Annotated in this window: 30 protein-coding genes; 9 read left to right on the forward strand and 21 right to left on the reverse strand. The window is 64.2% G+C overall.

The window, feature by feature from the left end; translation table 11 throughout:
- A partial coding sequence (locus tag AB7849_RS09275) for a hypothetical protein (protein WP_369500945.1) occupies window positions 1-279 on the forward strand: 279 nt, incomplete at its 5' end.
- A 121-nt stretch (window positions 280-400) separates the two neighbouring features.
- Here the strand turns inward: AB7849_RS09275 and AB7849_RS09280 are convergent.
- The 7 genes from AB7849_RS09280 to AB7849_RS09310 form a co-directional block, all read right to left on the reverse strand.
- Window positions 401-724, reverse strand: coding sequence for a hypothetical protein (locus AB7849_RS09280; protein ID WP_369500946.1), 324 nt, complete (start codon window positions 722-724; stop codon window positions 401-403).
- A 59-nt stretch (window positions 725-783) separates the two neighbouring features.
- Entirely contained in the window at window positions 784-1,176 is a 393-nt protein-coding gene (locus tag AB7849_RS09285; protein ID WP_369500947.1) for a hypothetical protein, read from the reverse strand.
- A 300-nt stretch (window positions 1,177-1,476) separates the two neighbouring features.
- Complete coding sequence (locus AB7849_RS09290; protein ID WP_369500948.1) at window positions 1,477-2,019, reverse strand: hypothetical protein; 543 nt, start codon at window positions 2,017-2,019, stop codon at window positions 1,477-1,479.
- A gap of 82 nt (window positions 2,020-2,101) precedes the next feature.
- A complete protein-coding gene (locus AB7849_RS09295) occupies window positions 2,102-4,906 on the reverse strand; it encodes an autotransporter domain-containing protein (protein WP_369500949.1) in 2,805 nt (934 codons plus the stop codon).
- A gap of 197 nt (window positions 4,907-5,103) precedes the next feature.
- Window positions 5,104-5,571, reverse strand: coding sequence for an H-NS histone family protein (locus AB7849_RS09300; protein ID WP_369500951.1), 468 nt, complete (start codon window positions 5,569-5,571; stop codon window positions 5,104-5,106).
- Window positions 5,572-5,648: 77 nt separating this feature from the next.
- Window positions 5,649-6,014, reverse strand: coding sequence for a hypothetical protein (locus tag AB7849_RS09305; RefSeq protein ID WP_369500952.1), 366 nt, complete (start codon window positions 6,012-6,014; stop codon window positions 5,649-5,651).
- Window positions 6,015-6,174: 160 nt separating this feature from the next.
- Window positions 6,175-7,572 carry a DNA cytosine methyltransferase gene (locus tag AB7849_RS09310; RefSeq protein WP_369500953.1) on the reverse strand — a complete coding sequence of 466 codons (1,398 nt, stop codon included), beginning with the start codon at window positions 7,570-7,572 and terminating at the stop codon, window positions 6,175-6,177.
- A 164-nt stretch (window positions 7,573-7,736) separates the two neighbouring features.
- Between AB7849_RS09310 and recD2 the strand changes: the two genes are divergently transcribed.
- Genes recD2 through AB7849_RS09325 form a run of 3 tightly spaced genes read left to right on the forward strand, consistent with a single transcriptional unit; the run spans window position 7,737 to window position 11,536 of the window.
- Window positions 7,737-9,974, forward strand: a complete 2,238-nt coding sequence (recD2, locus tag AB7849_RS09315) for an SF1B family DNA helicase RecD2 (protein ID WP_369500954.1) — start codon at window positions 7,737-7,739, stop codon at window positions 9,972-9,974.
- A 22-nt stretch (window positions 9,975-9,996) separates the two neighbouring features.
- Window positions 9,997-10,995, forward strand: coding sequence for a hypothetical protein (locus AB7849_RS09320; protein WP_369500955.1), 999 nt, complete (start codon window positions 9,997-9,999; stop codon window positions 10,993-10,995).
- Window positions 10,985-11,536, forward strand: a complete 552-nt coding sequence (locus AB7849_RS09325) for a hypothetical protein (RefSeq protein ID WP_369500956.1) — start codon at window positions 10,985-10,987, stop codon at window positions 11,534-11,536. Before AB7849_RS09320 ends, AB7849_RS09325 begins: the two co-directional genes overlap by 11 nt.
- Before the next feature lie 28 nt (window positions 11,537-11,564).
- On the opposite strand, the gene repC is transcribed toward AB7849_RS09325, so the two are convergent.
- Window positions 11,565-12,596: a replication protein C, IncQ-type gene (gene repC / locus AB7849_RS09330; RefSeq protein ID WP_369501032.1), complete on the reverse strand. Its 1,032-nt coding sequence runs from the start codon at window positions 12,594-12,596 to the stop codon at window positions 11,565-11,567.
- The gene (locus tag AB7849_RS09335; protein ID WP_369501035.1) at window positions 12,494-13,696 is read right to left on the reverse strand and encodes a hypothetical protein; all 1,203 of its coding nucleotides are present in this window, start codon (window positions 13,694-13,696) and stop codon (window positions 12,494-12,496) included. The genes repC and AB7849_RS09335 overlap by 103 nt, the downstream gene beginning before the upstream one ends.
- Here AB7849_RS09335 and AB7849_RS09340 point away from each other — a divergent pair.
- Window positions 13,668-14,603, forward strand: coding sequence for an EAL domain-containing protein (locus AB7849_RS09340; RefSeq protein ID WP_369500957.1), 936 nt, complete (start codon window positions 13,668-13,670; stop codon window positions 14,601-14,603). The genes AB7849_RS09335 and AB7849_RS09340 overlap by 29 nt on opposite strands.
- Window positions 14,604-14,974: 371 nt before the next feature.
- On the opposite strand, the gene AB7849_RS09345 is transcribed toward AB7849_RS09340, so the two are convergent.
- Window positions 14,975-15,802: a hypothetical protein gene (locus tag AB7849_RS09345; RefSeq protein WP_369500958.1), complete on the reverse strand. Its 828-nt coding sequence runs from the start codon at window positions 15,800-15,802 to the stop codon at window positions 14,975-14,977.
- 197 nt (window positions 15,803-15,999) lie between these two features.
- Here AB7849_RS09345 and AB7849_RS09350 point away from each other — a divergent pair, with 197 nt between their 5' ends.
- Entirely contained in the window at window positions 16,000-17,178 is a 1,179-nt protein-coding gene (locus AB7849_RS09350) for a DUF1071 domain-containing protein (RefSeq protein WP_369500959.1), read from the forward strand.
- Between the two features lie 376 nt (window positions 17,179-17,554).
- On the opposite strand, the gene AB7849_RS09355 is transcribed toward AB7849_RS09350, so the two are convergent.
- The 6 genes from AB7849_RS09355 to AB7849_RS09380 all read right to left on the reverse strand — a co-directional run bounded on the left by AB7849_RS09355 (window position 17,555) and on the right by AB7849_RS09380 (window position 19,554).
- Entirely contained in the window at window positions 17,555-17,764 is a 210-nt protein-coding gene (locus tag AB7849_RS09355; protein WP_369500960.1) for a hypothetical protein, read from the reverse strand.
- Entirely contained in the window at window positions 17,761-18,117 is a 357-nt protein-coding gene (locus AB7849_RS09360; protein ID WP_369500961.1) for a hypothetical protein, read from the reverse strand. The genes AB7849_RS09355 and AB7849_RS09360 overlap by 4 nt, the downstream gene beginning before the upstream one ends.
- A gap of 15 nt (window positions 18,118-18,132) precedes the next feature.
- Window positions 18,133-18,408: a hypothetical protein gene (locus AB7849_RS09365; protein ID WP_369500962.1), complete on the reverse strand. Its 276-nt coding sequence runs from the start codon at window positions 18,406-18,408 to the stop codon at window positions 18,133-18,135.
- Window positions 18,405-18,734, reverse strand: coding sequence for a hypothetical protein (locus tag AB7849_RS09370; RefSeq protein WP_369500963.1), 330 nt, complete (start codon window positions 18,732-18,734; stop codon window positions 18,405-18,407). Before AB7849_RS09370 ends, AB7849_RS09365 begins: the two co-directional genes overlap by 4 nt.
- 61 nt (window positions 18,735-18,795) lie before the next feature.
- Window positions 18,796-19,275: a hypothetical protein gene (locus AB7849_RS09375; RefSeq protein WP_369500964.1), complete on the reverse strand. Its 480-nt coding sequence runs from the start codon at window positions 19,273-19,275 to the stop codon at window positions 18,796-18,798.
- Between the two features lie 48 nt (window positions 19,276-19,323).
- Window positions 19,324-19,554, reverse strand: coding sequence for a hypothetical protein (locus tag AB7849_RS09380; protein ID WP_369500965.1), 231 nt, complete (start codon window positions 19,552-19,554; stop codon window positions 19,324-19,326).
- Between the two features lie 105 nt (window positions 19,555-19,659).
- Between AB7849_RS09380 and AB7849_RS09385 the strand changes: the two genes are divergently transcribed.
- A complete protein-coding gene (locus AB7849_RS09385) occupies window positions 19,660-19,995 on the forward strand; it encodes a hypothetical protein (protein WP_369500966.1) in 336 nt (111 codons plus the stop codon).
- Between the two features lie 3 nt (window positions 19,996-19,998).
- Complete coding sequence (locus AB7849_RS09390; RefSeq protein WP_369500967.1) at window positions 19,999-20,739, forward strand: hypothetical protein; 741 nt, start codon at window positions 19,999-20,001, stop codon at window positions 20,737-20,739.
- A gap of 100 nt (window positions 20,740-20,839) precedes the next feature.
- Here the strand turns inward: AB7849_RS09390 and AB7849_RS09395 are convergent, their stop codons facing one another.
- Both AB7849_RS09395 and AB7849_RS09400 read right to left on the reverse strand, forming a co-directional pair.
- Window positions 20,840-22,009, reverse strand: coding sequence for a tyrosine-type recombinase/integrase (locus tag AB7849_RS09395; RefSeq protein WP_369500968.1), 1,170 nt, complete (start codon window positions 22,007-22,009; stop codon window positions 20,840-20,842).
- Window positions 22,010-22,048: 39 nt separating this feature from the next.
- A complete protein-coding gene (locus tag AB7849_RS09400) occupies window positions 22,049-22,600 on the reverse strand; it encodes a JAB domain-containing protein (RefSeq protein ID WP_439822713.1) in 552 nt (183 codons plus the stop codon).
- A 169-nt stretch (window positions 22,601-22,769) separates the two neighbouring features.
- On the opposite strand from AB7849_RS09400, the gene AB7849_RS09405 reads away from it, so the two are divergent.
- On the forward strand, window positions 22,770-22,994 hold the full coding sequence (locus AB7849_RS09405) for a hypothetical protein (RefSeq protein ID WP_369500969.1): 225 nt from the start codon (window positions 22,770-22,772) through the stop codon (window positions 22,992-22,994).
- A 103-nt stretch (window positions 22,995-23,097) separates the two neighbouring features.
- Here AB7849_RS09405 and AB7849_RS09410 read toward each other — a convergent pair whose 3' ends face one another.
- The 3 genes from AB7849_RS09410 to AB7849_RS09420 form a co-directional block, all read right to left on the reverse strand.
- Complete coding sequence (locus AB7849_RS09410; RefSeq protein ID WP_369500970.1) at window positions 23,098-23,643, reverse strand: hypothetical protein; 546 nt, start codon at window positions 23,641-23,643, stop codon at window positions 23,098-23,100.
- Between the two features lie 116 nt (window positions 23,644-23,759).
- A complete protein-coding gene (locus AB7849_RS09415) occupies window positions 23,760-25,154 on the reverse strand; it encodes a replicative DNA helicase (RefSeq protein WP_369500971.1) in 1,395 nt (464 codons plus the stop codon).
- Window positions 25,151-25,714: a PH domain-containing protein gene (locus AB7849_RS09420; RefSeq protein WP_369500972.1), complete on the reverse strand. Its 564-nt coding sequence runs from the start codon at window positions 25,712-25,714 to the stop codon at window positions 25,151-25,153. Before AB7849_RS09420 ends, AB7849_RS09415 begins: the two co-directional genes overlap by 4 nt.

Consider the following 25,714-nt stretch of genomic DNA (forward strand, 5'->3'; position numbering starts at 1 on the left):
GAGAGCAAGGTGATGTGGAAGAACCTCGACGGATGGTTGCGGCGTCGGCTGCGTTGTCTGCTATGGCGACAGGCCAAAACGCATCAGCGGCGTACCGCGATGCTACACAAACGAGGGCTGGCGGAGGCGCGGGCCTGGCACTCGGGACACAACGGGCAAGGCCCGTGGTGGAACAGTGGTGCCAGTCACATGAATCACGCCTTCCCGAAAGCCTTCTTCGACCGGTGTGGGTTGGTCTCCATGATCGACACCAGCCGATACCTCCAGCGTCACTCGTGAACCGCCGTATGCGGAACCGCACGTACGGTGGTGTGGGAGGGGGCCGGATGATTCCGGCTCCCTACCCGATGTGCGATGCACTCGCCGGAGCCGAGCACGATGCACTCGCCGGAGCCGAGCACTAGGCTCGGAAGATTTTCCATAAAAGCGCGCAGGTGAGCGCACATGCGCACGCGGCGAAGGTCGGGCTGACCAGGCCAGGCAAGTACCACGCAGTCGCGCCCCAGGCCACGGCATTGAAGGCCATGCCAGCAACCAGGGCCGGCATCATTTCTTTGTTCGCCGCAGCGGCGTATTCAACACGTTGACGCTGCAACTCTGGGTCGCTTGCGAGGCGAGCTTCTATTTTCTCAGCCTGGCCGAGAAGCGTGCCTTCATCGAAGGCATGTTTGTCCCCTGCGAGGATGATGGCTTTCGTTACTTTCTGGCGCAGTGTCTGTGGCATTGGAATATCCCTTTAGCGGCGTTCAGCGGGGTTAATGTGGATTGCGGTGCAGTCCGCCTTTATACGGCCCACGATGGCCCGTAGCGGGCCTCCCGCTCTGCCCGTGCGGTTTCCAGCTCGTCGACGTGCCCGATGACGTGGCGTGCCTCGACGCTCCCGAGCACTGCCCACGCCAACGTCATGCGGTTACGAGGTGCTTTGGGTCGATCCACCTGCAATGCGTCCAGAAGTGCGCAGGTGGCCATGCCATTGAAGCTGTTACGGCGCCCCGTGCTGAGCGCCAAGCCAGGCTTACGAGAGCCCTTGGCCCGCCACTTTCCAAGTTCCTCCAGCACCCACTGCTTGCTCGTAGGAGACCAATCCATTTCAGGGTAGAGCGCCTGCATTGCCAGCAGGAGCCGGTCATTGGTGCAGTGGTCGATCACCTGCGCCAGGTACGGATCAAGAAGCATGTGCAGCAACCTCTCTGCGCGGGAAGGGGTGGATTGGGATGGGTGGTGGCTTGTGTGCCTTCGGCTGCACTATCGCGGTGTCATGATGCGAGCGCTGTAGTGCAACCATCTTATGAGCTTCCACGCATGGCGCAACACATCTGCGCAACACATCTGCAATGGCGGGTGGTACGGGTCTCTGCCAAACACACAAGGTCTCATCGAGGGTTGCCGAGAAGCCATAAAAAAGCCGCCCGAAGGCGGCTCAAGTGGACTGCAACGTCCGTGGGCGGTTGAAGCCTCCAACCAAAGTGAAGCGCGTTATGCCTTGCTGATGGTGATCGTCACCACCTTGTCGCCGGCCTTGAAGGTCAGCGGCGAACCGACGCCGACGATGCCGGCTCCGTTGCCGTTCGCGTAGTCGATCGTCGGGAGCTGGATGGTTTTTCCCTTCACGGTGATCGACTTCATCGCTACGAGGCTGGACAAGTCATACGCGTACTCGACCTTGACGGCACCGTTCGGCATCGTGATCGGCGTCACGCTCATTTTGAGTCCGGCTTCCGCATGACCGGGGACAATGCTTTCGCCGATGTTTTTGCCTTTGGCATCGATGGTGGCCGTGACGGACGCGACGTAGGCGGTGTCCTGCAGCATCTTGAAGGGAACGGCTTTGCCGCTCAGCGTTGAAAGGTTCGCATCGCTCAAGACCGCGACCTTTCCGCTGTTGCTATCGACCTTGATGATGTGGACGTGGACGCTGTACTCGGTCGGGGCGGCATGGGCTTCGTTGGCTGACGCGATGGACATGGAGCCGAAGGCGAGCAAAGCGGAAGCGATGATCGCGAGCGAAGTGTGTTTCATCCTGGAACTCCTTTGGGTTGGTTTGGTGGGTGAAAAGCCGGGGCGGTCGCCCGCCCCGTCATACTCCTTGCGTTGCGCTTCGTCAGAAGCGGTAGGTCAGCCCGGCGTTCGCCGTCACGTCGTGCTCGCGGCCACGCGCGGCCTGCGCGTCGGCGTTGATGTACCAGCTCCAGCGGCCATTGATCTGCGTGGAGAGCGTCGCGCCGATCTCGCCGGTGTTGCGGGCCAGGCCCTGGCCAATCGCGTTGAAGTCCGAGCCCGGCGCGCCCACGAAGGCGGCGGTCATGCCGAGGTTCACGCCCGAGAGGGTGCGGCGCCACGCGAGGTAGCCGGTCAGCACACTCTGACCACCCGACCAGGTGAAGCCGTGGCCGAAGCGGGCGCCCAGCGTGGCGAACGAGGCCGTGTGCGACTGGCGGGCCACCGAGAGGCCGAAGCCGCCGGCGCCGTTCTCGGTGAAGCTGTCCGTGTCCAGCCGCAGGCCGGTCACGCTCAGGTACGGCGTGATGGTGGTCTGCCCGGTGGCGAAGTTCTTGCCCAACTCCAGCGTGCCGCGGTACAGGTCATCGGTACGGTTGCCCGTGATGGTCTGCGCCGAGCCGCCCAGCAGTGCAGTGCGGCTCACATCCATCTTGTCGCTCGTCCACGAGGCGCGGCCGGACAGGTAAGCGCCGTTGCCGAAGCTGGCCTTGCCGTACAGCGCGAACGTGTTGGCCTGGCCGTTGGTGTGGCCGGCAAGACCCGCCAGGGTGGCGTTCATCGCCGTATGGCCGAAGGCCACGCCACCGGACAGGTTGCCGTAGATCGGGGCGTCGATGCCGAGCAGGGCGCCGCCCATCGTGTACTTCGCCGAAGCGAAGCTGGTCTGCGACAGGCCACCGTCCGAACCCAGCACCTGCACCCACGCGCCGGGCTGCTTGTTGGACGCAAGGGTCTGGTGCAGGGCGATCGCATCGTCGGTCACCTGCGACTGCTGCGCCTCGATGGCGTTGGACGTGCCGTAGATCTCGCCGTTCAGGCTGGCCACGCTGGTGATCGCCTGCGACATCGTGCGCGCCGAAAGCAGCTGCGCCGCCGAGCCGAGGAATTGGCTGTGCGCCGCGGCGCTGGCCGGGCTGCTGCTCCACTGGTCGGCGGTGTTGAGCGCGCTGTCCAGACCTTGTGCGACGTTGACCGTGGCGGCGGTGAGCGGGATGGACTGTGCCACCGCGGCACGCGTCACATTCGCGGTGAGGGAGGTCGCGCCGTAGGTCAGGCCCGAGACCTGGTAGAACACGTTGGAGCCGTAGGTCTGGCTGGCGAACGTACCCGAGACGCTGCCGTAGTTCAGCAGCGTTTCGGTGCTGCTGGGCGTGTACGTCGATGCCGGCGCGTCAATCTCCAGCGTGCCATCCAGCGTGGCCTTGCCACCGATCTTGAGCGGCTGGCCCAGTGGCACGGCCGTGGTGGCATTCACGCCAGCAGTGTAGTTGCCGGTGATGGTCAGACCCTTGCCCTGGGCGGCGCCCCACAGGTTGCTCACTTCGCCGCCGGTGTTCGACACGTTGCCATTGATCGTGCCCGTACCCCACAGCGTGCCGCCGAGGATCGACACGTCCGACGCCAGCGAGCCGGTCAGCACCAGCTGAGGGCCATTGACCGTCGTGCCGCCGGTGTAGGTGTTGGCGCCGGAGAGCGTCAGCGAGCCCGTGGTTCCCGTCAGCGACAGGGAGCCGCTGCCGCTGATGGCGTTGGCGAAGGTGCTGTTGTAGGTGCCCACGTTGGCGTCGAACTCGCCGAAGGCGAACTGTGCCGGGCCGTAGACGGCCTTGTCCGCGTTGACGATGCCCCAGCCGAAAGTGGCGTTAGGGCCGGAACCGCCCAGCGGCGTGGCGGTGGTCAGCAGGGTCTGCTGCACGTCGGTGCCACTCATCCACGGATACGCCTGCCACACGAGCGCTGCGGCGCCGGAGACAATCGCCGTCGCCGCCGACGTACCATCGGAGAGGCCGGAGGAGAAGATCGTACCCGGCACGCCGAGCGTTTGGACGGTGCCCGGTGCCGCCAGACACCACATTTCAGCGACGCCGCAGGCGGCCGAGGTCGAGTCCAGCGTGGTCGGATTGCCGTTGCTATCCACCTGCACGTTGACCACGGCCAGCCAGCCCTTCTGGAGGGAGGACGCGTAGGACGGCAGGGCGGCCTCGTAATCCAGGTTGTTCGCGCCGGAATTGCCGCCAGCGAACACGAACAGGTCGCCGGCGGCCACCATCGGGCCGTAAAGGGACGTCGAGCCCTGGATGTCGAACGTGGAAGGGGAGGATAGCTGCGCGCCCCACGACTGGTTGTAGAGCTTGACGCCGGCGTTCGACAGATCCGCGTATGCCTGTGCATAGGGCAGGCAGTTATCGGACTTGTCGCAGATCTGTGCGACAGCCATGCTCGCACCGGGCGCCACGCCACCCACGAAACCGCCGGCGGCAGCGCCGGTCATCACCTGCTCGATCGTGCTGCCGTGGCCGGAGGCATCGTTCGGCGTCTGGCTACCGCCCGTGATGTAGGACTTGAACGACACCACGTTGCTGGCCAACGGCGCCAGGGATTCATCCACGCCCGAATCCAGGACGCCGATCGTCACGCCCTTGCCGGTGAAGCCGGCCTTCTGCGCAGCAAGGGCGCCAGTCGGCACGAGGTGGCTGTACTGCGGATAGGTGTACGTCGGCGTGGTGGTGCCGCCACTGGTGCCGCCACCGCCACCGCCGCCACCACCCGCGGGTGCAGGGGTCGGGCGGACGTTGCCGCCGCCACCGCCGCCGCTGCAGGCGGACAGGGCGAGAGCCGCCGAGAGGGCGATGGCCGTAGCGACGGCCTTGGAGAGAGTCTGGTGACGTTGCAGGGGGTGGTTCATGTGGAGTCCTTTTTCTGATTGTGAGAGCAAGTCGATGCGTTGCCCGAGATCCATGATCCCGACTTGTTCCGCGGCGTCATTACAAGAACGACGGTAACGGATGTTACACGTTTACACGTCATTCATATTACGGGCACAACAAAAAGCCCGCCGCGGCAAGGCCGCGGGCGGGCAGACGGTGATGCGTGCTGGAGGGGTTACTTGCGGGGCTTGGAACCGTGCGGGGAAGCGAGCAGCTCGCTCATCTTGCCGCCGGGGTGCGCTGCGAGCCAATCGGTCACCCAGGTCGGGCGATTGCCGCGGCCCGTCCACATCTGCGCGGGGTTCGCAGGATTCCGGTACTTGGGCGGAACGACCTGATGCTTCTTCACGCTGCCGCCGGGCCTATCGGCATCCTGCGAGGCGAAGGTCTTCATCTGCGACAGCAGCTGCGCGGGGGTACTCGCCAGCATGCGATTGAGCGTGATGCCGTATTCCGCGCCGATGGCGGTCATCTGCCCGATGACGCGAGCATATTCGGAGCGAAGCTGCTCCGCGCGTTCGGCGGCTTTTTCAGCCAGGCTAACGGCGGCGGCTTTCTGCAATTCGCGCAACTGCGACGTACTCATCTCTGAGACGTTTACGTTGATCGCGCCACGTTGCTCTTTACTCGCCTTGGACACCATATCCGTTATTCGCCTGTCGGAGACTCATCCTGAGTCTACCAAAAAAAAGAGCACCCTTTGGAGGGTGCTCTTTCGGTTCATGCTGCCAGTGGCAGGCGGCGGAGTGCCATTCGTGCGCAACGCATGGACGCAGCCATGCCCTTCACGCGAGAGAGCACCTTGTCGGCCAGTGCTTCCATTTCAGCGACGCGCGAGGGTGCGCTTGTCGCGTCGTAGGCGTAGCACAAGCGCTCCGCGTCACCGCAACGTACCCACTGCGCCGCATCCACGGCTACGCCGATTTGGCGCGAGGTGGGCGACGTGCGATTGGTGACACCGCGCAAGTCAATCATTGCCTGTGCGACAACGGCTGCCGCAATTTGCCCCACAATGGAATCACGAAGGACGGTGGAGGAATCGCGGCCTTCGATGGCCAGCGAAGTGTTCTGTGTATCGAAAGCCATGATGCTTCTCCTCGTTGCCGGCTCCTGGCCGGGTTCGAGGGGTAGCGAGGCAAGGGGTTCGGGGCGCTTGTTGCACGTTCGTGCCGTGGATCTGTAGGGGTAAAAATCTGGGTGGGGGAAAGAAAAACCCCGCCGTTTCCGGCGGGGCTGTAAGGCATGGTCAAGCAGCGGCCAGCGCGAGCTGGGGCTGCTGTCGCAGCAAGGCCAACATGGCACCCAGCGCCCTGCCGAGGGCCTTGAAGGTCTGGACGGACACGCCGTTTCCAAGCAGGTGATGCGCACGCGTGGCCGGGAGCCCCGCGATCATCGACTCAGGGACACCCTTGATACGAGCGTGCTCACGTGGCGTGAGCAGTCGAAGCAGGGCGTCGCCTTCGATCGGGTGCCGCACCTTGACCTCAGTGCTCCTGCACTTGCTATAGGCGGCCCCCACCGTGCCGATCTTGGTCGACGACGCATCCGCGATCTGCATGCGGAAGCCTTTCCCGGCTTCCTTGTCGCGGAGTTCCTTTTCACGCAGGTAATCCATCGCCCTCCACGAAGGATCGTCCACAGGCACGTCCTCCAGCACGTCGCCGAGCGTGTGCTGCCCGCCGGCCAACGACGGGCGCACCGTCTCGAAGTCGAACGCGAGGCCCGCCGTGGTGGCCACCAGGGCCAGGCGCTTGCGCGCCTCGATGGAGCCGAAGTCCTGTGCGTCCAGCACGGCTTCGCTGATCGTGTAGCCCCAGTCGCGGAGCGTGTTGCGGATCAGGTGCGCACTTGCCGTGTTCTGGTATGGCGGCACGTTCTCGACCACCACCACTGCCGGCTGGAAGGCTTCCACCAGCCCGAGGAAGGCCACCACTAGGTGACCCGCGTTCGGATCGGCTTCGGCCATGTCGAGTCCTTTCTTTGCTCGACCCGCGAGGCTGGCCGCTACGCAAGGAATGCCCGCTTCGAGTATGTCCATGCGGCCCAGGCTCGACAGTAGCCAGTTGTCGGCGACCATCTCCTGCATCGGTGCTGCGATCGCCGCGGTGTCGGTACGCCACACCGGGTTGTTTGCCTGCGCGTGGTGCAGTACGTCGGGATCGATGTCCGCTGCGAAAGCCAGCCGTGTCGGCACGCCTGCCTCGGCCATGCCCGTCTCCACCGCGAACGACGTGGTGCCGCCCCCATGGCAAAGGGAGCCCACCGTCAGCGGTTCGCCGCGCCGCATCTTGTTGGTGATGCGTGCGAGGCGTTCCCGGGCTTTCACCTGCGTGGCCAGCGGGAGCAGGGTGATCTCGTTGGCCCGCACGATGACCCGGATACGCTCCAGGCCGTCGAACACACCCAGCGCCTTGGCGCTGTTGAGGTCGATCACCGGCAGCTCCGCCTCGCCGCGGCGCTTGAGGCTCACCGAGCGCTCGCCACTCTCGGCGATACGGAGGACAACGCGCACGCCGGCCACCTCGATGGCGTACTTGGTGCCGGGCATGAACCCGGCACGAGCCAGCTTCATACCCTCCATCCACACCCGCGGTGCACCGTGCGCCGAGCCCACCTTCACCTCACCCACTTCATAGTCCAGCATGGTCTTGCCCTCTCAAATGCGGCCTCGCCGCGTCTGCCAGGGGGTGGGGTTTTGCCGAGGCATGGACTGTTGCGCCAGGGTGCCAGGTGCCGCGAAAGGCGGCATGGAATGGGTTCCATTTCTGTATAGCGGTAGCGTTACCGTGTAAGTATGATGTTTGCGCAATGGATACGCTCACGAGCCCACCCGAAGCCACCGTCGCGCCCACCGGCGCGCCGGTGTCGTTTACAGGGACGATTCTCGCGATCTCGTATCGGAACGAGGAAACCGGGTACACGATCATGCGGGTGCAGCCCGCGGATCTGACCATGGGGGCATCCGTCGCCGTCGTCGGCCTCACGCTCGCCGATCTGGGCGATGAGGTGAATGTGGTTGGCGCCTGGAACAACCACCCGAAGTTCGGCAGCCAGGTCAAGGCGGACACGATCACGGCCGTGCGCCCGTCGACACCAGAGACGATCGAGAAGTATCTGGCATCAGGCGTGCTGCCCGGCGTGGGCGCGGGCCTCGCCAAGCGCATCGTCAAGGTCTTCGGCGCCGAGACGCTCGACGTGCTCGATGCCGACCCCGAGCGGCTGCTGGAAGTGCAGGGCATTGGCGAGCGCAAGATCGACGCGATCGCCGAAGCGTGGAAGGAACAGAAGTCCGCGCAGGACATCATGGTGTTTCTCGCGGGACAGGACATCTCGCCCGCCATGGCCATCCGCATTTTCAAGCGCTACGGCCCCATGGCGCCGGAAGTGATCCGGCAGAATCCCTACCGCCTGGCCACGGATGTGCGCGGCATTGGTTTTCTGATGGCGGACAAGATCGCCGCGAGCCTGGGAATACCCAAGAACAGTCCCCAGCGCATTGAGGCGGGGCTGCGCTACGTCGTCCAGCAGGCCACTGGCCGCGGGCACTGCGGCATCACGCACGCGGATGCGCTCAAGGCCGCCGGCGTGGTACTGGGACAGCCGGAGCACCTCATTGGCGAGACGCTGGACAACCTGCTCGCCGCCGGCGACCAGGAATTGACCAGCAAGGCGATTGCGTCCGGTGTGCCGTGCGTGTTCTCTCGCAAGCTCTTTGTGGCGGAAAACGAGATCGCCAAGCGCGTCGCTGCCTTGGCGAAGCTGGCCGGGCCGTGGCCCGATGCCAGCGAGGCGGATCTGGACGCTTTGGTGGCGAGGGCCGAGGAGCGGGCAGGGATGACCCTGGCCAGCGCCCAGCGCGCCGCTGTGCGGCTCGCGCTGACGCGGAGAGTGAGCATCCTGACCGGTGGGCCTGGTACCGGCAAGACCTCCACCTTGGGCGCGATCCTGGCGTCACTCCTTGAGCGGCGCCTGCGGATCAAGCTGGCCGCTCCGACTGGAAAAGCGGCCAAGCGCATGCGCGAGGCCACGGGCTACGATGCTCAGACCGTGGCGCGTCTGATCGGCATGGGCGCGGGCGAGCCGCAGCCCATCGAGTGCGACGTGCTGGTCATCGACGAAGCCTCCATGATCGATGTGCCCATGATGGACGCGGTGCTGACTCAGCTCGACCCGAACGCCTCGCTGCTGCTGGTCGGCGACGTCGACCAGCTGCCGTCCGTAGGGCCGGGACGCGTGCTGGCCGACCTTATCGAATCAGGGGCCGTGCCCGTCACGCGGCTGACCGAGATCTTCCGGCAAGCCGCGCAGAGCGCGATCATCCGCAATTCGCATCGAATCAACCGGGGCCAAGGCATCGAGGACGCGCCGCCGCCGGACGCGCCGGCACCGGACTTCTACTTCATCGCCTGCGACAGTCCGGCCGAGGTGTCGCGACGGATCGTGAGACTGGTCACCCAGAGCATCCCGGAGCGCCGTGGCATCGCCGCTGGCGACGTGCAGGTGCTTTCGCCCATGCGTCGGACGGAAACCGGTACGGATGCGCTGAACCTCGCCCTGCGGGCGGCCCTCAATCCGCATCCGGTCGACGAAATCAAGCGGGGCACATTCACCTTTGGCGTCGGCGACAAGGTGCTGCAGACCGTCAACAACTACGAACTGGGCGTGATGAACGGCGAAAGCGGTACGATCGCCAGCATTGACCACGAGGCGCGGACGATGAGGGTGTCCGTGGACGGCAAGGACGTGGATTATCCGGTGGCTGATCTTGACCAGCTGACCCTGGCATACGCCATGACGATCCACAAGGCGCAGGGCAGCCAGTTTCCGGCCGTGGTGATCCCGGTGACAACGCAGCATTACATGATGCTGCTGCGTTCGATACTGTATACGGGGGTCACCCGCGCCACGAAGTTTTGCGTCATCGTGGGGCAGCGTAGGGCGCTGGACATGGCGATCCGAAACGATCGCCTTGAGCCGCGCCTGACGCGACTGGAACCGCTCCTTGCGCCACTGCCGGGACGCGTTTTAACCGGAGAAGTGGCCTGAAACGGCCGGAGAACAGAGCAGCATGGGCAAGCGCGACGACGACGACTGGATCAAGCTCCGTACCAGCTTGGAGGATCACCCGAAGGTGGTGGGCATGGCCGCGCTCGTCGGGGTAGATCCGCTGCACGTGGTGGGCGCCTTGGCGGCGACCTGGAGCACGTTCAAGAAGCACGCCGTGGACAACCGCCTGGTCGGCTATACCCCTCAAGCGCTCAACACCAAGGTGAAGATGCCGGGCTTCGCAGAGGCCATGGCCGCGTTCGACTGGCTGACCGTTGAGCCGGCGGAGAGCCCGGGCACGCTCCCCGCGCTCTCCCTGCCCAGGGCCGAGAACCACAACACGGCGGAGGCCAGGCGTCGCGCCGTGGACAAGGCCCGGAAGCGGGCCGGGAGGGAGGCGGGCGCCGAGCGGGCGGCCGTCAACGCGACTCCCGTCGCATCGCCCGCCGCAGCCGGTGAATCGGCCGCGGCGGCAGAAGGCGGGGCAGGAGCGAACAAGTCCGGCGTCATCCAGCTGGCGGAAGCCACGACGGCGGCCAATCGTCTGCGCGCCATAGGCATGAATGTCCACGCCGGCATGCCGGCGATCACGCGGATGGTCTCGGCGGGCGTTACGCCCGATCAGATGGCACTCACGGCCGCTGAAATGGCCATTCGTGCGGCGGGCGCCGAGAACAACCCGAACTGGCCGGCGATTCCGATCGATCTGTTTGCCCGAGGGGCTTCGGCAGCGCAAATGCGCATCACGGACAAGTTCTACTGCATGCTGCGGGCGGCTCTGCCGAAGGTGAACCACCTGTCGGCGACGATCCTTGGCCGCATGCAGGATGCCGCCGCCGCAGCGGCAGCCGACGCCATCGCCGCCACCGCGTCCGGGGAGGCGGTCGAGACCGGTACGGGGATCATGCTTTCGCGCGGCACGCGGCGCCAAGGTACGCAACCCAGCCGTGGCATACAGGCCATGAACGCTCTTGATGAACTGCGTGATCGGGTCAGCGCAGGCAAGCGCCGTGAAGACTAAGTACACACCGCCTCCTCCGTGGCTCGTGGATGCCATCATTACGGGCCTGAAGACGCTGATCGCCCTGAGCAGCCTTGAACGCACGCCTGCCGTTGACATGATCCAGCACACCGCAATGGTGTGGGCCAAGGCTGTTAATCGAGGCCGACAGCTTGAAGAAGAACGCGATGCGCCGCGGATCGATGAAGCGTTCGCAGTTATTGCAGCGACCTACAGGACGTGGCCGTTGCCGATCGACTTGATCGAAGCGTTACCGCCTCTGGAGCGGCCTGCAAAGGCGCTAAGGCTCACCAGCGAGGAAAGCATCCGGTCGGGGCAGGTGGCGATCAGGGATATCCTGGAGGGCATCCAGAAAAAGCACGAGGAAGCGCAGGCGGCGACTGCCAAAGCGCGCCTCGCGAATGCCGATCGTGAGGCCGCGACGCGGGCAGAGCAGCAGGAATCCATCCGGGCGGAGCTGGATGAGCGTCGGCGCCGGCGCGAGGCCCGAGAGGCCCAGGTGAGTGATCCCAAGGCCAGTAGCGGCGAGGGCGGCGCGTAGCGTCGCCGAAAGCTCAGGGGTCGTACACCTACAGCAGCGAGCCTTGGGCGCCCTGGCGCTCCACGTCCGATTCCGAGGACTTGCGCAGGTTGTCCCGGCGGAGCGGGCGGGAGACGGTGACGCCCTGCTGCGGCTTGGCCTTGAACTGGCATGTCCAGCCAAGGCTGGCGATCTCCTCCATGGCGCCCCGGACAGTGGAAAGCCGCTTGCGCATGGCGCGGTCGGACACTTCCTCGCCCACGTAGATCCACTCGATCATGGTCGAGAGCTGGAACGGACGCGTTTCGCCAGGGAACACCAGGGTACATAGGCGCTGGTGGATCAGGCGGGCGGCATCGGACTGCAGGGCGCGTACCTCGTCCATGTCGATACGGGCGTGCGGCCCGCCGGCGATCGCCGCGGACAGCCGCGGATTGAGTAGCACCCACAGTTCGTTGCGGCGAGCACTGGTGGCCAGCTTGCTGATGAGCCGGAAGCCGGCGCGCTCACCGTTGTTGTCCACCAGGATCGAGGTCGCGAACATCCGTTCGAGGCTGGCCCGGATCGTGGTGGCGTAGTAGCCGCCGTAGTGGCCGCCCTCGGCCGTCGCGGACTTCTGGGCACGCATGCCGATCTCGGCGGCGACGCGTGCGTAGCTCTCGTGGATGTAGAGGGTTTCGCCCGTATCGACGGGCACCATGACGTTGGGCGTGGCCGCTTCCAGCAAGGCCAGACGCTGCTTGGCGTCGCCGGTCACCACCGGATCGTTCACCATACGGCCGCGCGGCCCAGCCAGCGCCACCAGCCCCTGCAGCAGACGCAGATCGAAGGCTGTGAGCGGGAACGGGCCGAGATAACGCACCTTGAGCCCGTTGCCCATGTCCTGGGTCACGTCCAGGCGCGCCATGTGCTTGGGCGGTGCGAGAACGAACAGACCCGTGGCGAGGCAGTGTGCGCGGTCATGCCGCGCAAAGCTGGTCAGGTGTTTTCCGCCACCACCAGCGGTACTCCCGCCATCCGCGCCAATTGCTGCGCCGAGAGTGTCTGAATCCGCAGGGAAAAAGTCCCCCTCAGCGCCCAGTCGTTCCTCATCGACACCATCGCCGCCGGGTGGCCGAACAGAAGAAACCCGTGAGACCATAGTTCGGTGTCCTCATAGCAAACCGACCAAGCGATTGGTAATCCTGCCAGAACGCCGCGGTCAGTTGAAAAAGGGTGGGGTGTAGCCCCACCGGAAAGACCAAGATGCCAGTTTCCGACCGGCATCAAAAGCCTTGGATCGTCGATCACCCGGGGTGAACCGTTACTTGCCAGGGTTCCCGTGCCCATGACGGCATCGCGCCAAGACGTACCGTCAGCGTCCTGCAGCAGGATGGCACCAAACACCACGGAGACGCCGAGATGGGCGGCCTGCCGCCCGGCATCGAACAGGATGGCGTCATCCACGGGCCGGTAGGGGCTGACGATGGACTCGGGCAACACAATGGCCCGGACGCCTGGCACGCCCAGCGCGGCGCGGATCATCCGGGCGATCCGATGCGTGTCGTTGGACTCATCGTGAGCGGAGCGGCCCGGCCCCGCGGCCGTGTTGATGGTCACGAAGCCGGGAAGCGCCGCGGGAGCGGGTACGAAGCGGGTGGCCACCAGGCCCAGAATGGCCGGGAGCAGGGCGGCCCCGGCGGCGACTCTGCTCGGAAGGGCCGCCAAACCAGCGAAGACCAGGGCGGCAGCGATCACGCCGGCGCCGCCGGCGCCGGGGAACAAGGTGCCGGCGACCATGAGGGGGTTCATCCACGCGAGCATGCCTACCGGCGGGACGGTGAGCGTCGCCAGTGCGGCGAGATAGCCGGCGGCACGCCACGGCCACCGCGCCGCAGGTGCGTACAGCAGGAAAGGCAGGGCCAGCACGAACGCTAGCGCGGTGGGTGCGCCGTAAGCCATCCATGCCGCCGCGCCGCCGTGGAAAAACACCCCGACCACGCCTGGAAGCGACGCGCTTCCGGCTCCAAAGTAACCGAACATCAAGGCGAACACGTGATGACGGCGCCGGGCCATTCCGGCCGCCACCGGGAGGGCCAGCAGGCAGAGCTGTGCCGACTGGCCGCACCAGGCCGCCAAGCCCACCGCGAGACCGGTGAATGCGAAACCCGCAATGGGGAAAGCATCCGATGCGAATGACATCGGTGAAATCGCACGGATACGCTCGAATGGACGAGATAACGTCATACGCGCTATTGTACCCAAAATAATCGACAAAGCCGACACGGTTTGCCGGTCTGGATCACAGCATGACAATCCTCTACACAAGGGCGGCGACACAGACATGCATCCTGCAGCCGTGAAGTGCCATGAAGCGGACATTCGCTCGCTCACCGACCATGAAACGACCGTGGTCTACTTCCAGCCGAAGGTGCATCTGCAGACTGGCGAGATCGCGGGCTTCGAGGCGCTGTTGAGGCTCTTGCGTGACGACGGCTCGGTAGCCTCTCCGCTGGAGCGCTTCGAGGCACTGGAGGAACTGCCGCGCCCTTTGCGTACCATCATCCATCACGACGTGATGGTGCGCGTCTTGCCCGACGCTTACCTGGTGCAGCGTGCGATGGATCTGCCGGTGGCGGTCAACATCCATCCCGACTTGCTTGGCCATGAGCCGTCGATGCGGTGGCTCCTGCAGCAGGAAGCCGGCGGCATGATCCTCGAACTGACCGAAACGGGCCGGATCACGGACTTCAGCGTCGCCAACGAGGCGACGCGCAAGCTCCGCCGGCGTGGCTACAAGATCTCGATCGACGACTTCGGCAAGGGATACTCGACGGCAAGCGTGCTTGCCCACTTGGCCTGCGTCGATGAAGTGAAGATCGACGCCAACTTCCTGCGCTCGCCTCGTGCACCGAAGATGCTGCCAGGGATGTGCCACGTCGTGCACGAAGCGGGCGCCGTGGTCACCATCGAAGGCGTTGAGTCTCCCGATGACCATGATCTCTGCAGGGCGGCCCGCGCCAACTACGCCCAGGGCTACTGGTACGGCGTGCCCGCCCCGGCCGATGTGGTTACGCACATGGAGTCGCTGCGCATTGGTGCGGCATAGAAATTGGTCGAAGTGCAGCGAAAACGCGCACAGACAGGTTACACTTTCATGCGAATGAGGCGTGGCGCCTCTCGCATAGGTCGGTCGCACTCAGTGCATCCGACTCGCCTCCCACCAGGCTTACCGTGTTCGCACGGATTCCCCCGGTGATGGCGTTAAAACTGCAAGCGTGATCTCCAGCGCGAGCAGAATGGAAGGCTGGTGGACACCACACGCCAGCCACGGCAACCAAGCCGATGTCGGAAACCCCCGGGAGCAATCCCGGGGGTTTCTCTTTTTCGTTGTCCACAGGAAATGTGGATAACTCGTGTATACCGGCTGCGACGCGAGGCGGCGCAGGGCGTATGACGGAATGGCTAAAAGTTCGCCAGTCAGGCGATCTTGTGCGCCCAGTCCGGCACGCCGTTCGGCATGTCTTCCTGGGTGGCCGAAAGGGCATCGAGGAGGCGCACGTGGTAGTCGATGCGCAGGATGCCGTCGCCTTCGTCGACGGGTATGACCTTGGCGCGGAACTCACCACACAGGGTGATCGGATTGCCCGTCTTGCGGGTCTGCTGCAGCAGCTTGGCCATGTAGACGAAGCGATGCACGTCCGCCGTGAGGCGGCAGACCACGGGCGGCGCCGGCGCCGGCTCGGTGCGTATAAGCACGTCGAAGTAGCGGGCGCGTTCAGGCCGCGTGGCGTAGAGGTTGTCGCAGGTGATGACGTTCTCCACCATGCCGGTCAGCATGATGCGATTGGGCAGATGGATAGGCTCGCGCAGCCCCTCATCGACCCAGGCGGCGAGATCCATGTCGGCGTCGCACTGGCGCCGCACCGCGTCAGGAATAGTGCGCTGGGGCAGCAGCATGTCGGCAATGGCCGGGGCGATCAGGCCCTCGACGTGGCGATCCGTGACGTTCTTCACGCCGTCCTTGTCGCGCGTAGGAATGCCCCGCACAGCCCACTTGAGCTTCTGGGGGAAGGAGGACTTGGCGGCCCGCGAAAGGTGCGTGACCGCGATGTGGAGGCCGTCGTGGGCGTCCACGCGGCCGATGACGTCGATCGGCTCGCCCATTTCGGGCTCGCGCACACCCTCACTGAGACGCAAGGGGAGCGCCATCGGCAGCGGGGCGCGTTGCTGCAGCACCCACTGGCCGTCCTGTTTCCAGGCGAAGCCGGTGAGCATGGCGATATTGCGCAGTGGCGTGTCGAGCATGGTGTACTCCAGTTCGTTCCATGAAATCGTACCACCGGATACCGACACCGCTATACATCGAGCGGCGTTTCCGCTATTCGCGGGCATTCGGTGAAGGCTTTGCGCCGATCATGCCACGGCCATGCAACGGCCGCGGGGCGGCTACCGATGCTCTCCGTGCTGAAAGCCGTCTGTCGACGGCTACAACGGAGAGCATCATGAGCAGTTCCAGCAGCAGGAAGGGTGACGCTTTCACAATCGACCGCGATGTGAGCGATTTCGTCAAGACGTACAAGGCCAATGGCAAGGAGCTTTGCTTCATGCCGTGGGCGCAGAGTCTGAGGCTCGCCGGCCGTCCGTCGATGAAGCTCGTCGAGTTCGACGGGCCGGGCGGCACCAAGTTGCCGTTCCGTGAGATCTTCGGCGGCGCCGCGGTGGCCGTCGAAATCGCGGGCCAGCGTGTCTACCTGCCGGTGCAGAACGCGAGCTTTGCCGCGATGGCGGCGGGCGAGGTCGATGCACGCAACCTCAGCGATACGCAGGCACGTTGTCGCGCCAAGGCGATTGCCATGGTGACCGGCGTGGGTCTGTCGATCTACGCCGATTTCAAGGGCGACGGCGCAGCGTTCGCGAAGGCGGTGGGCGCCGGCATCACGCACGAGACGGATCTCGGCCTGATACCGCCGCTGGTGTCGGGGAAGAAGCGTGGCAAGTCGGAGTCCTCTGACACCACCGACTTTCTCGGGTGGCCGGCGGCGATCGCTGCTGCGAACCTGGCCGACCCGGCGTTCGGATGGTCGATCGAGGAGTGGGATGTGCTCGACACGGCCACCGGCGAGGTGACTGCTCAGCCGTACATGCGCTATGGCACGGGCTGGGCGGTGGGCGTTACGGTCACCTACCGTGGTCATGAGCACACCGAGATCCTGCCCATCATGGGCATGGCCGAGGTGGACACGGCCAACGGCAAGAAGAAGATGGACAACCAGCCGCTGGTCAACCCTGACGTGAACGACTGGAACAAGGCGGTCATGCGTTGCCTGGCCAAAGCGATCGCCGTGGAAACCGGCTACGGGTTGTCCATCTACGCGAAAATGGACTTCGTGGAAGAAGACGGTTCCGAGCAGGAGCCGGCCGCTGCGCGTGGCACGGTCACGCCGATCACGCAGAAGGCGTCCAGTGTGACGGCGGCCCAGCCCGCCGCGTCGGGTGCCGTACAGAGCCGGGAGGAAGCGATCAGGGAGATCGAGGAGCTGCTGAAGTCCACCGGGGCAGATCGCGCCGGCATGCTGGCCTGGATCGAGGTCAGCAGTCTGGACGATGCCACGGACACTGCGCTCGTGCAGGTGGTCAAGGTGTTGCGCGGCAAGGCCGCACGTGGCGAGAAGGCCGCATAGGGCGCGTAGCTCAACTACGCTTCGATGAAACAAAACGCCCCGCAGTAATGCGGGGCGTTTTCTCTTTGGATCTCCGCAACTCAGGCTGGACTCGATGGCGGCGTTGGCGCGAGCGGGCGGCAGCAGTGCGTCGGCCAAGGCTCGCCCTTGGCGCCAACCTGCTCACCAGAGGGGTAGATCCAGTCGCCCATCTTGTCATCATCAGGCGAAGCGAGTGCAAGACGCGGCTCCTTCCAGGACGCGCCCCACAACCAAAGGATTGCCCCCGGAATCCACATTTCTCCGTCGTCGAAAGGCTCCCAATACGAGGCCCGGTCAGTGTGAGCGTTCATGTGCACTCCTGGTGAATCTATGCGCAAGAGCGTTGCTCGTACAGTCAGAACTTGAGGGGATTGACGCCGTTGCCGCCAAAGCGAGCCCCTCGCTCTGCGGCGCGCATGATTCGCTTTTTTCGCGACGAAGGTATAAAGCGCAGGCGGCGGTGCGACATGTACTGCAGTATGGCGTCATACACGGGGCGCATCAGCGAGCTGGCTGACACTCCCTGATCGATGACGAGTAATTTCGCTCCAGGGCGAGCGTTCATCGGTATTCCCCGACTTCAATGGCCTTGGAGAGGAAGAAGAACGTGTGAAGCGCGGCTCCGAACGAGATGCCAAGGCAGATGCTCATCACGTGCGAAGCCCACATATGCCCACACAAAAACTGCAGGAACGCAATCATGGCCAGAAAGGCGAACAGGAAGCCAATCACTCCATAGATCTTCGCCATTCGCTTGGGACTCACATTGCCCGGGCGAAGGCAGTAAGCGAGAAAAGCGTCGATGTGCTCCTGGTGTCGACGTGGCATAGGAAGGAGGGATGAAAGATCGTAATGAAACAGCACCAGAGGGAAGGCGACGATCACGAAGGCGCACAGGCCAAGCAGTAGAGCGGTCATGAATAAGCTTCCAGGTCAGTCGGAAAGCATCGCTGTCATACGAGCGAGGACATGTCGGGCGAATTCCGCCGCCGCGAGCTTTGCGCTCTCCATCGTCTTGAAATCCCCGGTGGTGAAGTTGAGGTAGCGAAGGCGAAAGCCTCCAGCATCGTCGGCGATCGCCATCAGCTCTTGGCCGGCAAAGTAGGCGACTTCGAGCACGCCTTTGTTCTCGCTACGCGGCCCCGAGTTCCAGCGTTGCTGAGGTGCCTCGAAGATGAATTTTCCGCCGCCATCCAGGTCGATATTCATGCCGGGATGCTTTCGGCCGAATGCTCAGTCAGCACATACGCCCGTGAGAACCCGCGAACATCCGAAGGCACGGGCTGCAGCACCTGCTTTTTCACGAGAGCATTGACCGTCCCCCACTCGAAATACCACTCAGGCACACCCGGACGTACCTCGGGCACGCCGGGGCTCGTGTAGAAACCGCCCTTGCGGTATTCGATCCGACCACCAGCACTTCTGACCTTGCCAACGAGGTCGGCCTGCGTGGGCGTCAGCTGCTTGAGCATCATGAAGAAGGTGCCGAGGATTGAGGTTTCGACGCAGAATATCGCCAGGAAAAGCCAGTACATCGCATCACCTATTGATAAGTTTTCGCATGGCGTCATTCGCTCGGTGGCATGGAAGACTTCATTAGAGACTTCCTTTGCTTGCACGCACGCGGTACTCAGCCAGCGCCGCCGCGTAGCGCGCTTTGGCCGCCTTCGACGTGCCGCCGTAGATATCCCGATGGGTGCGGTAGAGGGCGAAGAAGGGCATGCTCAGGCCCGCAAAGGCGAGCCCGCCGAAGGTTGCCAGCATCGCACCCGTCTTGAACGCTGCCACCACGTAATCGCCGCCGGTGAGGGCGCCGACCGCCGCAGCGATCAGCAGGACGCTGCCGATCACCAGTGGCACGAGGTACTGCCGGGCCTTGTAGTAGAGGCGCACCGCGGCGCGCCGATCAGCAGGGGTCACGCCGCCGAACATCGGGAAAAGGCGATCGGGCAGGTAGCCGAGACGGGCATGGGTGGCCAGCTTCGACTCGTGGATCTCGTCCAGTCGAAGGGCAAGGTGAGCCCACTCGACAAAGGAGAGGGAAGGGCCGCTGTGGTGGTGGTTTTTCGTGGTCATGGATCTTTTATAGCACCGTGAGTGATCCATCCAAATACAAGAACGCGATCAGTCGTTGCGCTTGCTGGTGGCCCGTTCACGCATGCGCTGTAGCGACGCTTCCGTGCTGATGGCGCGGGCTACGCGTTCCGCGGCACGCAGTGCCGCCCGATCCAGGCCCAGCACGTTGGAGTCCACCACGTCACTGTAGGAGCGGCTGACCAGGGCAGCCAGCGCCGCCAGCTCCTCCGTGTCCATTTTGGCGATGACCTGTCCGAGTCGGTTGGTTTCAATGCGCATGATGCAGGGTACTTTAACGGTAAATGACGAAGGCTTACACGGTAACGCGCCGAATTGGCCTGAAATGTGCGATGATTGGCCCTGGTCGCAGCGTCGGAGCGGGTTATGCAGACACAAGCAGCCAGCCGAATCATGCCAGCCGATGAGCTGGCGGAGTATGAGGCGGCACGGCGGGACGCGGCCGTTGCCGGAGCCATGCTGGCCGAGAGCGAAAGCGCGTGCCGGCGCATGGCGGCCCAGCTGGTCGCCGCAAGAGCCGAAATCGACTATCTCCGCGGCTTCCTGACGAAGGATGCCGCGACCAGTGGGCCATTCCATGTCTGGATCGCCGGATACGGCGACCGACGATTCGTTGGGTACCGTCGAGGCGACCGGTTCTTCGTGCCTGGCGTATGTGTGGTCGAAGACGTCGACGTGCTTCGCACCGAAGCCATTGCATGACCCATGCGACAGCAACTTCATTACGCCGCTTTCCTCTGCTGCGCCCGTCCGGTCTCGTTTCGATATCCCTCGCCGTACCACGAGGAATACGCCGCCTACGCAGAGCAACTGGTACAGGGGGAGATCCTGCTGCGTCGCTTGGTCGAAGCGCACGCAGCAGGCGTTCTTCCGGCGCATCGCCGGCTGACTTTGCTGCATGAGGCGTTGTTCTGGCACCGGCCGCTCGTTGCTCCTGACGGCCACCAGCTGGCCGAATATGCTCGCTGGTTCTCCAGGGCGGGAATGCCGCGGTACCGACCACTCTCTGTGCCGCAGCTCACGGTGGAGCTGATGGAGCACTACGGGCTGGGTGAGCGCATGGTGGCCATGTTGCTGACCCGCCAGTCGCACGGGCTGCAGGCGGGCGACCAGACGTGGCTGGAGCGGCGGCGAAGCCTCCCGGTGCTGAGCCGGCCGCTGTTGCGCACCGAATACTCCGAGCTTGGAGATTGCGTTGAGGCCGCCTACCTCGGCCCGCCGTTCGGTGTGAACCGAAGCATGAACCGCGAGCCTGCGATCGAGGCGGCGGCGCTGATGGGCTCGATAGCGTCGTCGCGATGGGTGCCGTTCCGGCAGCCGGTGCTCCGCTCAGCTTTCGAGCGGGCATTCCAGCGTCCCACGCCGGCGCGGGTGACGAAGCCCGGGGTCGCGGGGGTCTGCATGGGCTCGGGCGGGCCGGAATGGGCGGAAGCTTCAATCACCTGAAAAGCGGGTTTGCCGGGGTAAAAGAAGGGGCCAAAGCACGACGGGCTCCCGCCCTCGCAGGGGCTCCGCCCCCACACCCCCAACCAAGCCAGGCATGGAGTTACGCCGGAACCCTGCGGCCGAGGGTTTCGGCGCGCTCGATGTCGTCGTGTATCCGATCCAGCTCGTCGTGCACGTACTGACTGGTGGTAGTCAGGCTGGCGTGCCCAAGCAGCTCCTGCACGGTCTTCAGGCTTGCATCGTCAGCGACCAGGTGGGTGCCGCGACTGTGCCGCATCCAGTGCGGTGAGGCGAGGCGAATGTTCGCCGCATCTCGCTGGTCGCTGCAGCGCTCTGCAGCGCGGGCGAAGATCGCTTCGAGAGCGCGGTAGGCGCCCGTCCGGGTCAGGTGGCCACCACCGCGAAGCGACGGCAGCAGTGGCGTGGATTCGAGGGCGAAAGGAAGCGGGGATAGGCCCCACGCCACTCGAAAGGTGTGCAGCGCCTCCATGAAAGCCTTGGTGGCGGGGATTTCGCGTTCCTTGTCGCCTTTCCCAACGACGCACAGCTTCCAGCGTGTCCCTGTTGGGGTTTGGCGGCGCACCAGGTGGCCCATGGTGTGGCCAACCGCCTCGCTGACGCGAAGGCCGGTCAGGTACAGGAGTCGGATCAACCAACGATCGCGCGCCGCACGGCGTTCGTCACCATCGGCGGGAACATCGTCCACGGTGTCGAGCACTATCTGCAACTGGCTGGGGGTCAGGAAGCGCGCGACTTTGCGTGTGCGCACGTCGCGCGGTCGTCGGGAGAGCGCGAATGGGTTGAGTGCCAGGTAGCGGGCTTCGGTGAGCCAGGTGAACATGCCCGAAAGCACGATCTCGGCCTGCCGAATGGACGCCGGCGACAGCGGGCCGCGGAAAGGACGCCACGCGAGGTCGTTGCGTGAGTGCGAGATGCGGCTGACCCATCCCTGTGGCGGATTGGCAAGGAACTCCCGGTAGCCCATCACGTCCTCGTGGCGAACATCGGCCAGGGCCTTGCCTTGGCTGCCGATCCACAGCATGAAGCGCTCGGCTTCTTTCCGGCAATTGGCAAAGGTGTTGGCTTTGCTGGCGAACTGCGACAACCAGGCAACAACCGCATCGGCATCGGTTTTGGCCTCGATGGCAGCGCCGGACTCGACGGGTGCACGACGGATTGTCGTGGGAAAGATTTCGGCGGCCGGGAAGGCTCGCATGGGCTTCAAGGCAGTCATGGACAGAGTATGCCGCGATTCGGTGTGCTCGCGCATGAAAGAAGCCCCACCGCGAACGGTGGGGCTTGAAAGGCATCAGATCAGACCACGAACGGCCATGGAGACCGGCTCACCTTTGCCGATCACCAAGTGATCGATCACCCGAACGTCGATTAGCTTCAGGGCATCACGCAATGTACGCGTGATCGTGCAATCGGCGGCACTTGGCTCCGCGATGCCGCTAGGATGTTGATGCGAAAAGATTACTGCGCAGGCGTTGTACTCCATGCAGACGCGCACAACCTCGCGTGCATGGACTTCCGTGCCATTCACTGTGCCTCGAAATAGCTCGACCCACCCGAGTACGGCATGGCGGTTGTCCAGGAGCAAGCAACCAAAGACCTCGTAGGGAAACCTTCCCAGCTTGAGCTTGAAGTAATCGGCACTGTCACGCGGACTGCTCAGGACTTCGCCGCGGTGGAAGCGTCGCTCAATGATCGCGATCGCGTCCGCAATGATGCGATCCTCAGCGATCCGCGCCATCTCGTGCGGATCGAGATCGTTATGAACGAAGCGGACATTGCCATCGGCGATACCGCGGGCGGTGAAGCCAGGGAACTCGTACTGCTGCTCGTGTGCGTGCTGCATGGTGCTCTCCAGTAGGGTCACCAGACCCCTTCGGAGGGAAGTGGCGCGTCGTCCGCTGGCGAGCGGTTGCACCTGCTTGCCAATCCGGTGAATCGACGCAACACGCCGAGCGAGCATGAAAAGGCGCCTCCAGCGAAGCCAGGCCGTCGCCTGGCATGTGGAGAGAACAATGGAGAAGCCGCAGAGTGTCCGTTGCGCGGACGGCAAGGTGTTCGAGCGTGGCGAGGCCGTGTGCGTGGGCAGCGTCAACAAGATCAGGTCGCGGGATGTGCACCATCCCGCCGTCGTGGGTGAGTACCCGGTGATGGTCGACCAGTCCGGCAGCTGCCAGCTGTTCACCTATACGAAGAAGATCGCCGAGGTCGACTACGGTGACGTCGCCCAGGCGGCGTAACACGAATGTGTCGGCTGTTGGCTGACATGCGCGTCACGCGATGAAACAAAAACCCCGGCTTCGGCCGGGGTTTTTCATTGTGAGCGGTGACCTGGTGCATCCATCAACGCGTTTGGGCCGCTGAAGGGCGCAAGCCGGTAGGGAGACTCAATTGCTCCAGCGCTAGCTCGCGTTCGACACGCGGCCCTTCCTTGAGCGCGTAGACGCGGCAGGCGGCCAGATCTCGCTCACGGATGGTCTTGCCATCGCTCAGCCACTCCATGCACGCCTCTTTGATCGCAGGGAATCGGTTGGCGAGTTCATTCAAGGCTGCAAGGCCATGGTTATCCAGCGGACTGTAGACCGTGCGGGCGTCGATGCGCCGCTGCCGCCGCGCGAGGACGTTTGCGCGAGCGTTGCGAATTCCGACGAAGCCAACCAGGCAGGCGAACGCCAGAAACACCAGAAGGAGACCGATGACTGGCATGTCGCTACATGCCAAGCCAATGAAAAAGAGAGTAGCTCCAATGCCGATGACCAAGAGAGCGAAGATCTCCAATTTCCGCTCCTTTCCTGCGTCCACATCGGGGGAAGGTAGCTGTGCGATTGCGGTACGCACTTCCGAATCGCTGAGGCAAGCATGCGTGAAAAGTATCGGCGAGGAGGTCATGGGCAAGTCCGTGGATGAGGTGGTGATGGAGACGCAGGGGTGTGGTCAGGGATGCCTGCCGCTCGGGCAGTGCATCGATCTCGATGCCGGTCAACCTGCTGAGGAAGTGGAAGGGCTCATTCAAAGCCTCCAACGAAGGAGTCCGGCGCGTAGTTCTCGAACTTCGTGTAGTGGCCGAGGAAGGTCAGCTTCACGGTGTCGGTGGGGCCGTTGCGCTGCTTGCCGATGATGATTTCGGCCAGGCCCTTGTCCGCCGATTCCTTGTTGTAATACTCGTCGCGGTAGATGAACATGATGACGTCGGCATCCTGCTCGATCGCTCCCGATTCACGAAGGTCGGACATCATCGGTCGCTTCTCGGCGCGCTGTTCCAGCGAGCGGTTAAGCTGCGAAAGCGCGACCACGGGCACATTGAGTTCCTTGGCAAGCCCTTTCAGCGAACGCGAGATTTCCGAGATCTCGGTGGCGCGGTTCTCCTTGCTTCCCGGCACCTGCATCAACTGCAGGTAGTCGATCACGATCAGGCCCAGCCCGCCGTGCTCGCGGTGCAGGCGTCTCGCGCGAGAGCGCAGCTCCACCGGCGACAGACCGGGGGTATCGTCAATGAAGATCTTGGCGTCGGTCAGGATGGATATGGCGTTCGAGACGCGAGGCCAGTCTTCCTCAGCAAGATCGCCGTTGCGCAGCGCGTGCTGATTGACGCGACCGACCGAGGAAATCAGGCGGAACGCCAGCTGCGAGGCGGACATTTCCATCGAGAAGACCACCACCGCCTTATTCGCCTTTAGTGCAGCGCTCTCGGCGATATTCAGTGCGAAAGCCGTCTTGCCCATCGAGGGGCGGGCGGCCACGATGATGAGGTCGGAGGGCTGCAAGCCCGAGGTGAGGTTGTCGAGATCCGTGAAGCCGGTAGTGATCCCCGTGAGCTGGCCGCGGTTCTCGTAGCGCTCGGACAGCAGCCGAAAAGCATCCTTCACCGCCTCGCGCATGGAGACGGTTTCCTTCTTGCCGCGGGCGCCGGACTCGGCGATGTGGAACACGCGCTGCTCAGCGCTTTCCAGCACCTCGTTCACGCTCTTGCCTTCCGGGCGGTAGCCGTCCTCGGTGATCGAGGTGCCCGCATCGATCAGCTGGCGTAGCACGGATTTCTCGCGCACGATTTCCGCGTAGGCAGCGATGTTCGCTGCGCTCGGCGTGCTGTTGGCCAGCTCGATGAGGTAGCTCGCGCCGCCCATCAGCTCACCGAGGCCGTTGGCCTCGAACCAGTCGCCGAGGGTTACCGCGTCGCAGGGCATGCCCTTGTTCGCAAGCTCGTTGATCGCGCGCCAGATCAGTCGATGGTCACGGCGGTAGAAATCATCCTCGCCCAGGCGGTCGGCCACCTTGTCCAGCGCATCGGGCGCAAGCATCAGGCCGCCCAGCACCGCCTGCTCGGCATCGATGGAGTGCGGCGGTACGCGCAGCGCATCGACGGCCGACGACGAAGATTTGCGTTCGGGCACGAATGTCATGGTTCGCCCACTACCGGATGACATGCGGGTAGATCGCCAGGCCGATCAGGATGGCGAGCATGCTCACGAACAGCGCGATGTCGAGCTTCGACCGGAAGGGTAGTCATGCATGCCTCGGTGACTGCAGGGTCGTCGACTGCATCGTAGCGGCTTGGTGGGCGCATGCGTCGAGCAGGGCGTTTCGGAATGCCAGGGGGGTTCGCGATACCCGTGAGTACCACCTGCGGGGCGCCGCCGCCGGCGACGATCACGTTGCCGAACCGGAACAGGTGCGCGATCACGCTTTGCCTGACCTGCACCGTTTCGATGGATGCCAGGGCGATCTCGGTGGCCTGCCGGGCGAAGATCCCGTACTTCGCGATGAGTCGCTGATTCGTGATGGCGAACTCGGTCGCCCGCCAGGAAGCGGCGGCGAACAGGATCAGGAGTAGGCCGAAGCCATAGACGGGGAGAGTGAACAGGCCCAGCACCACGTAGGGGGTGAGTGCCAGCGGCGTGATGCAGGCTTCACGGATGATTCGCTCGCCGGGACGAAGGGAGGATTCGATGTATTGGCCCAT

This window comes from Rhodanobacter sp. FW021-MT20 (assembly GCF_041107475.1).
GTDB lineage: Bacteria > Pseudomonadota > Gammaproteobacteria > Xanthomonadales > Rhodanobacteraceae > Rhodanobacter_A > Rhodanobacter_A glycinis.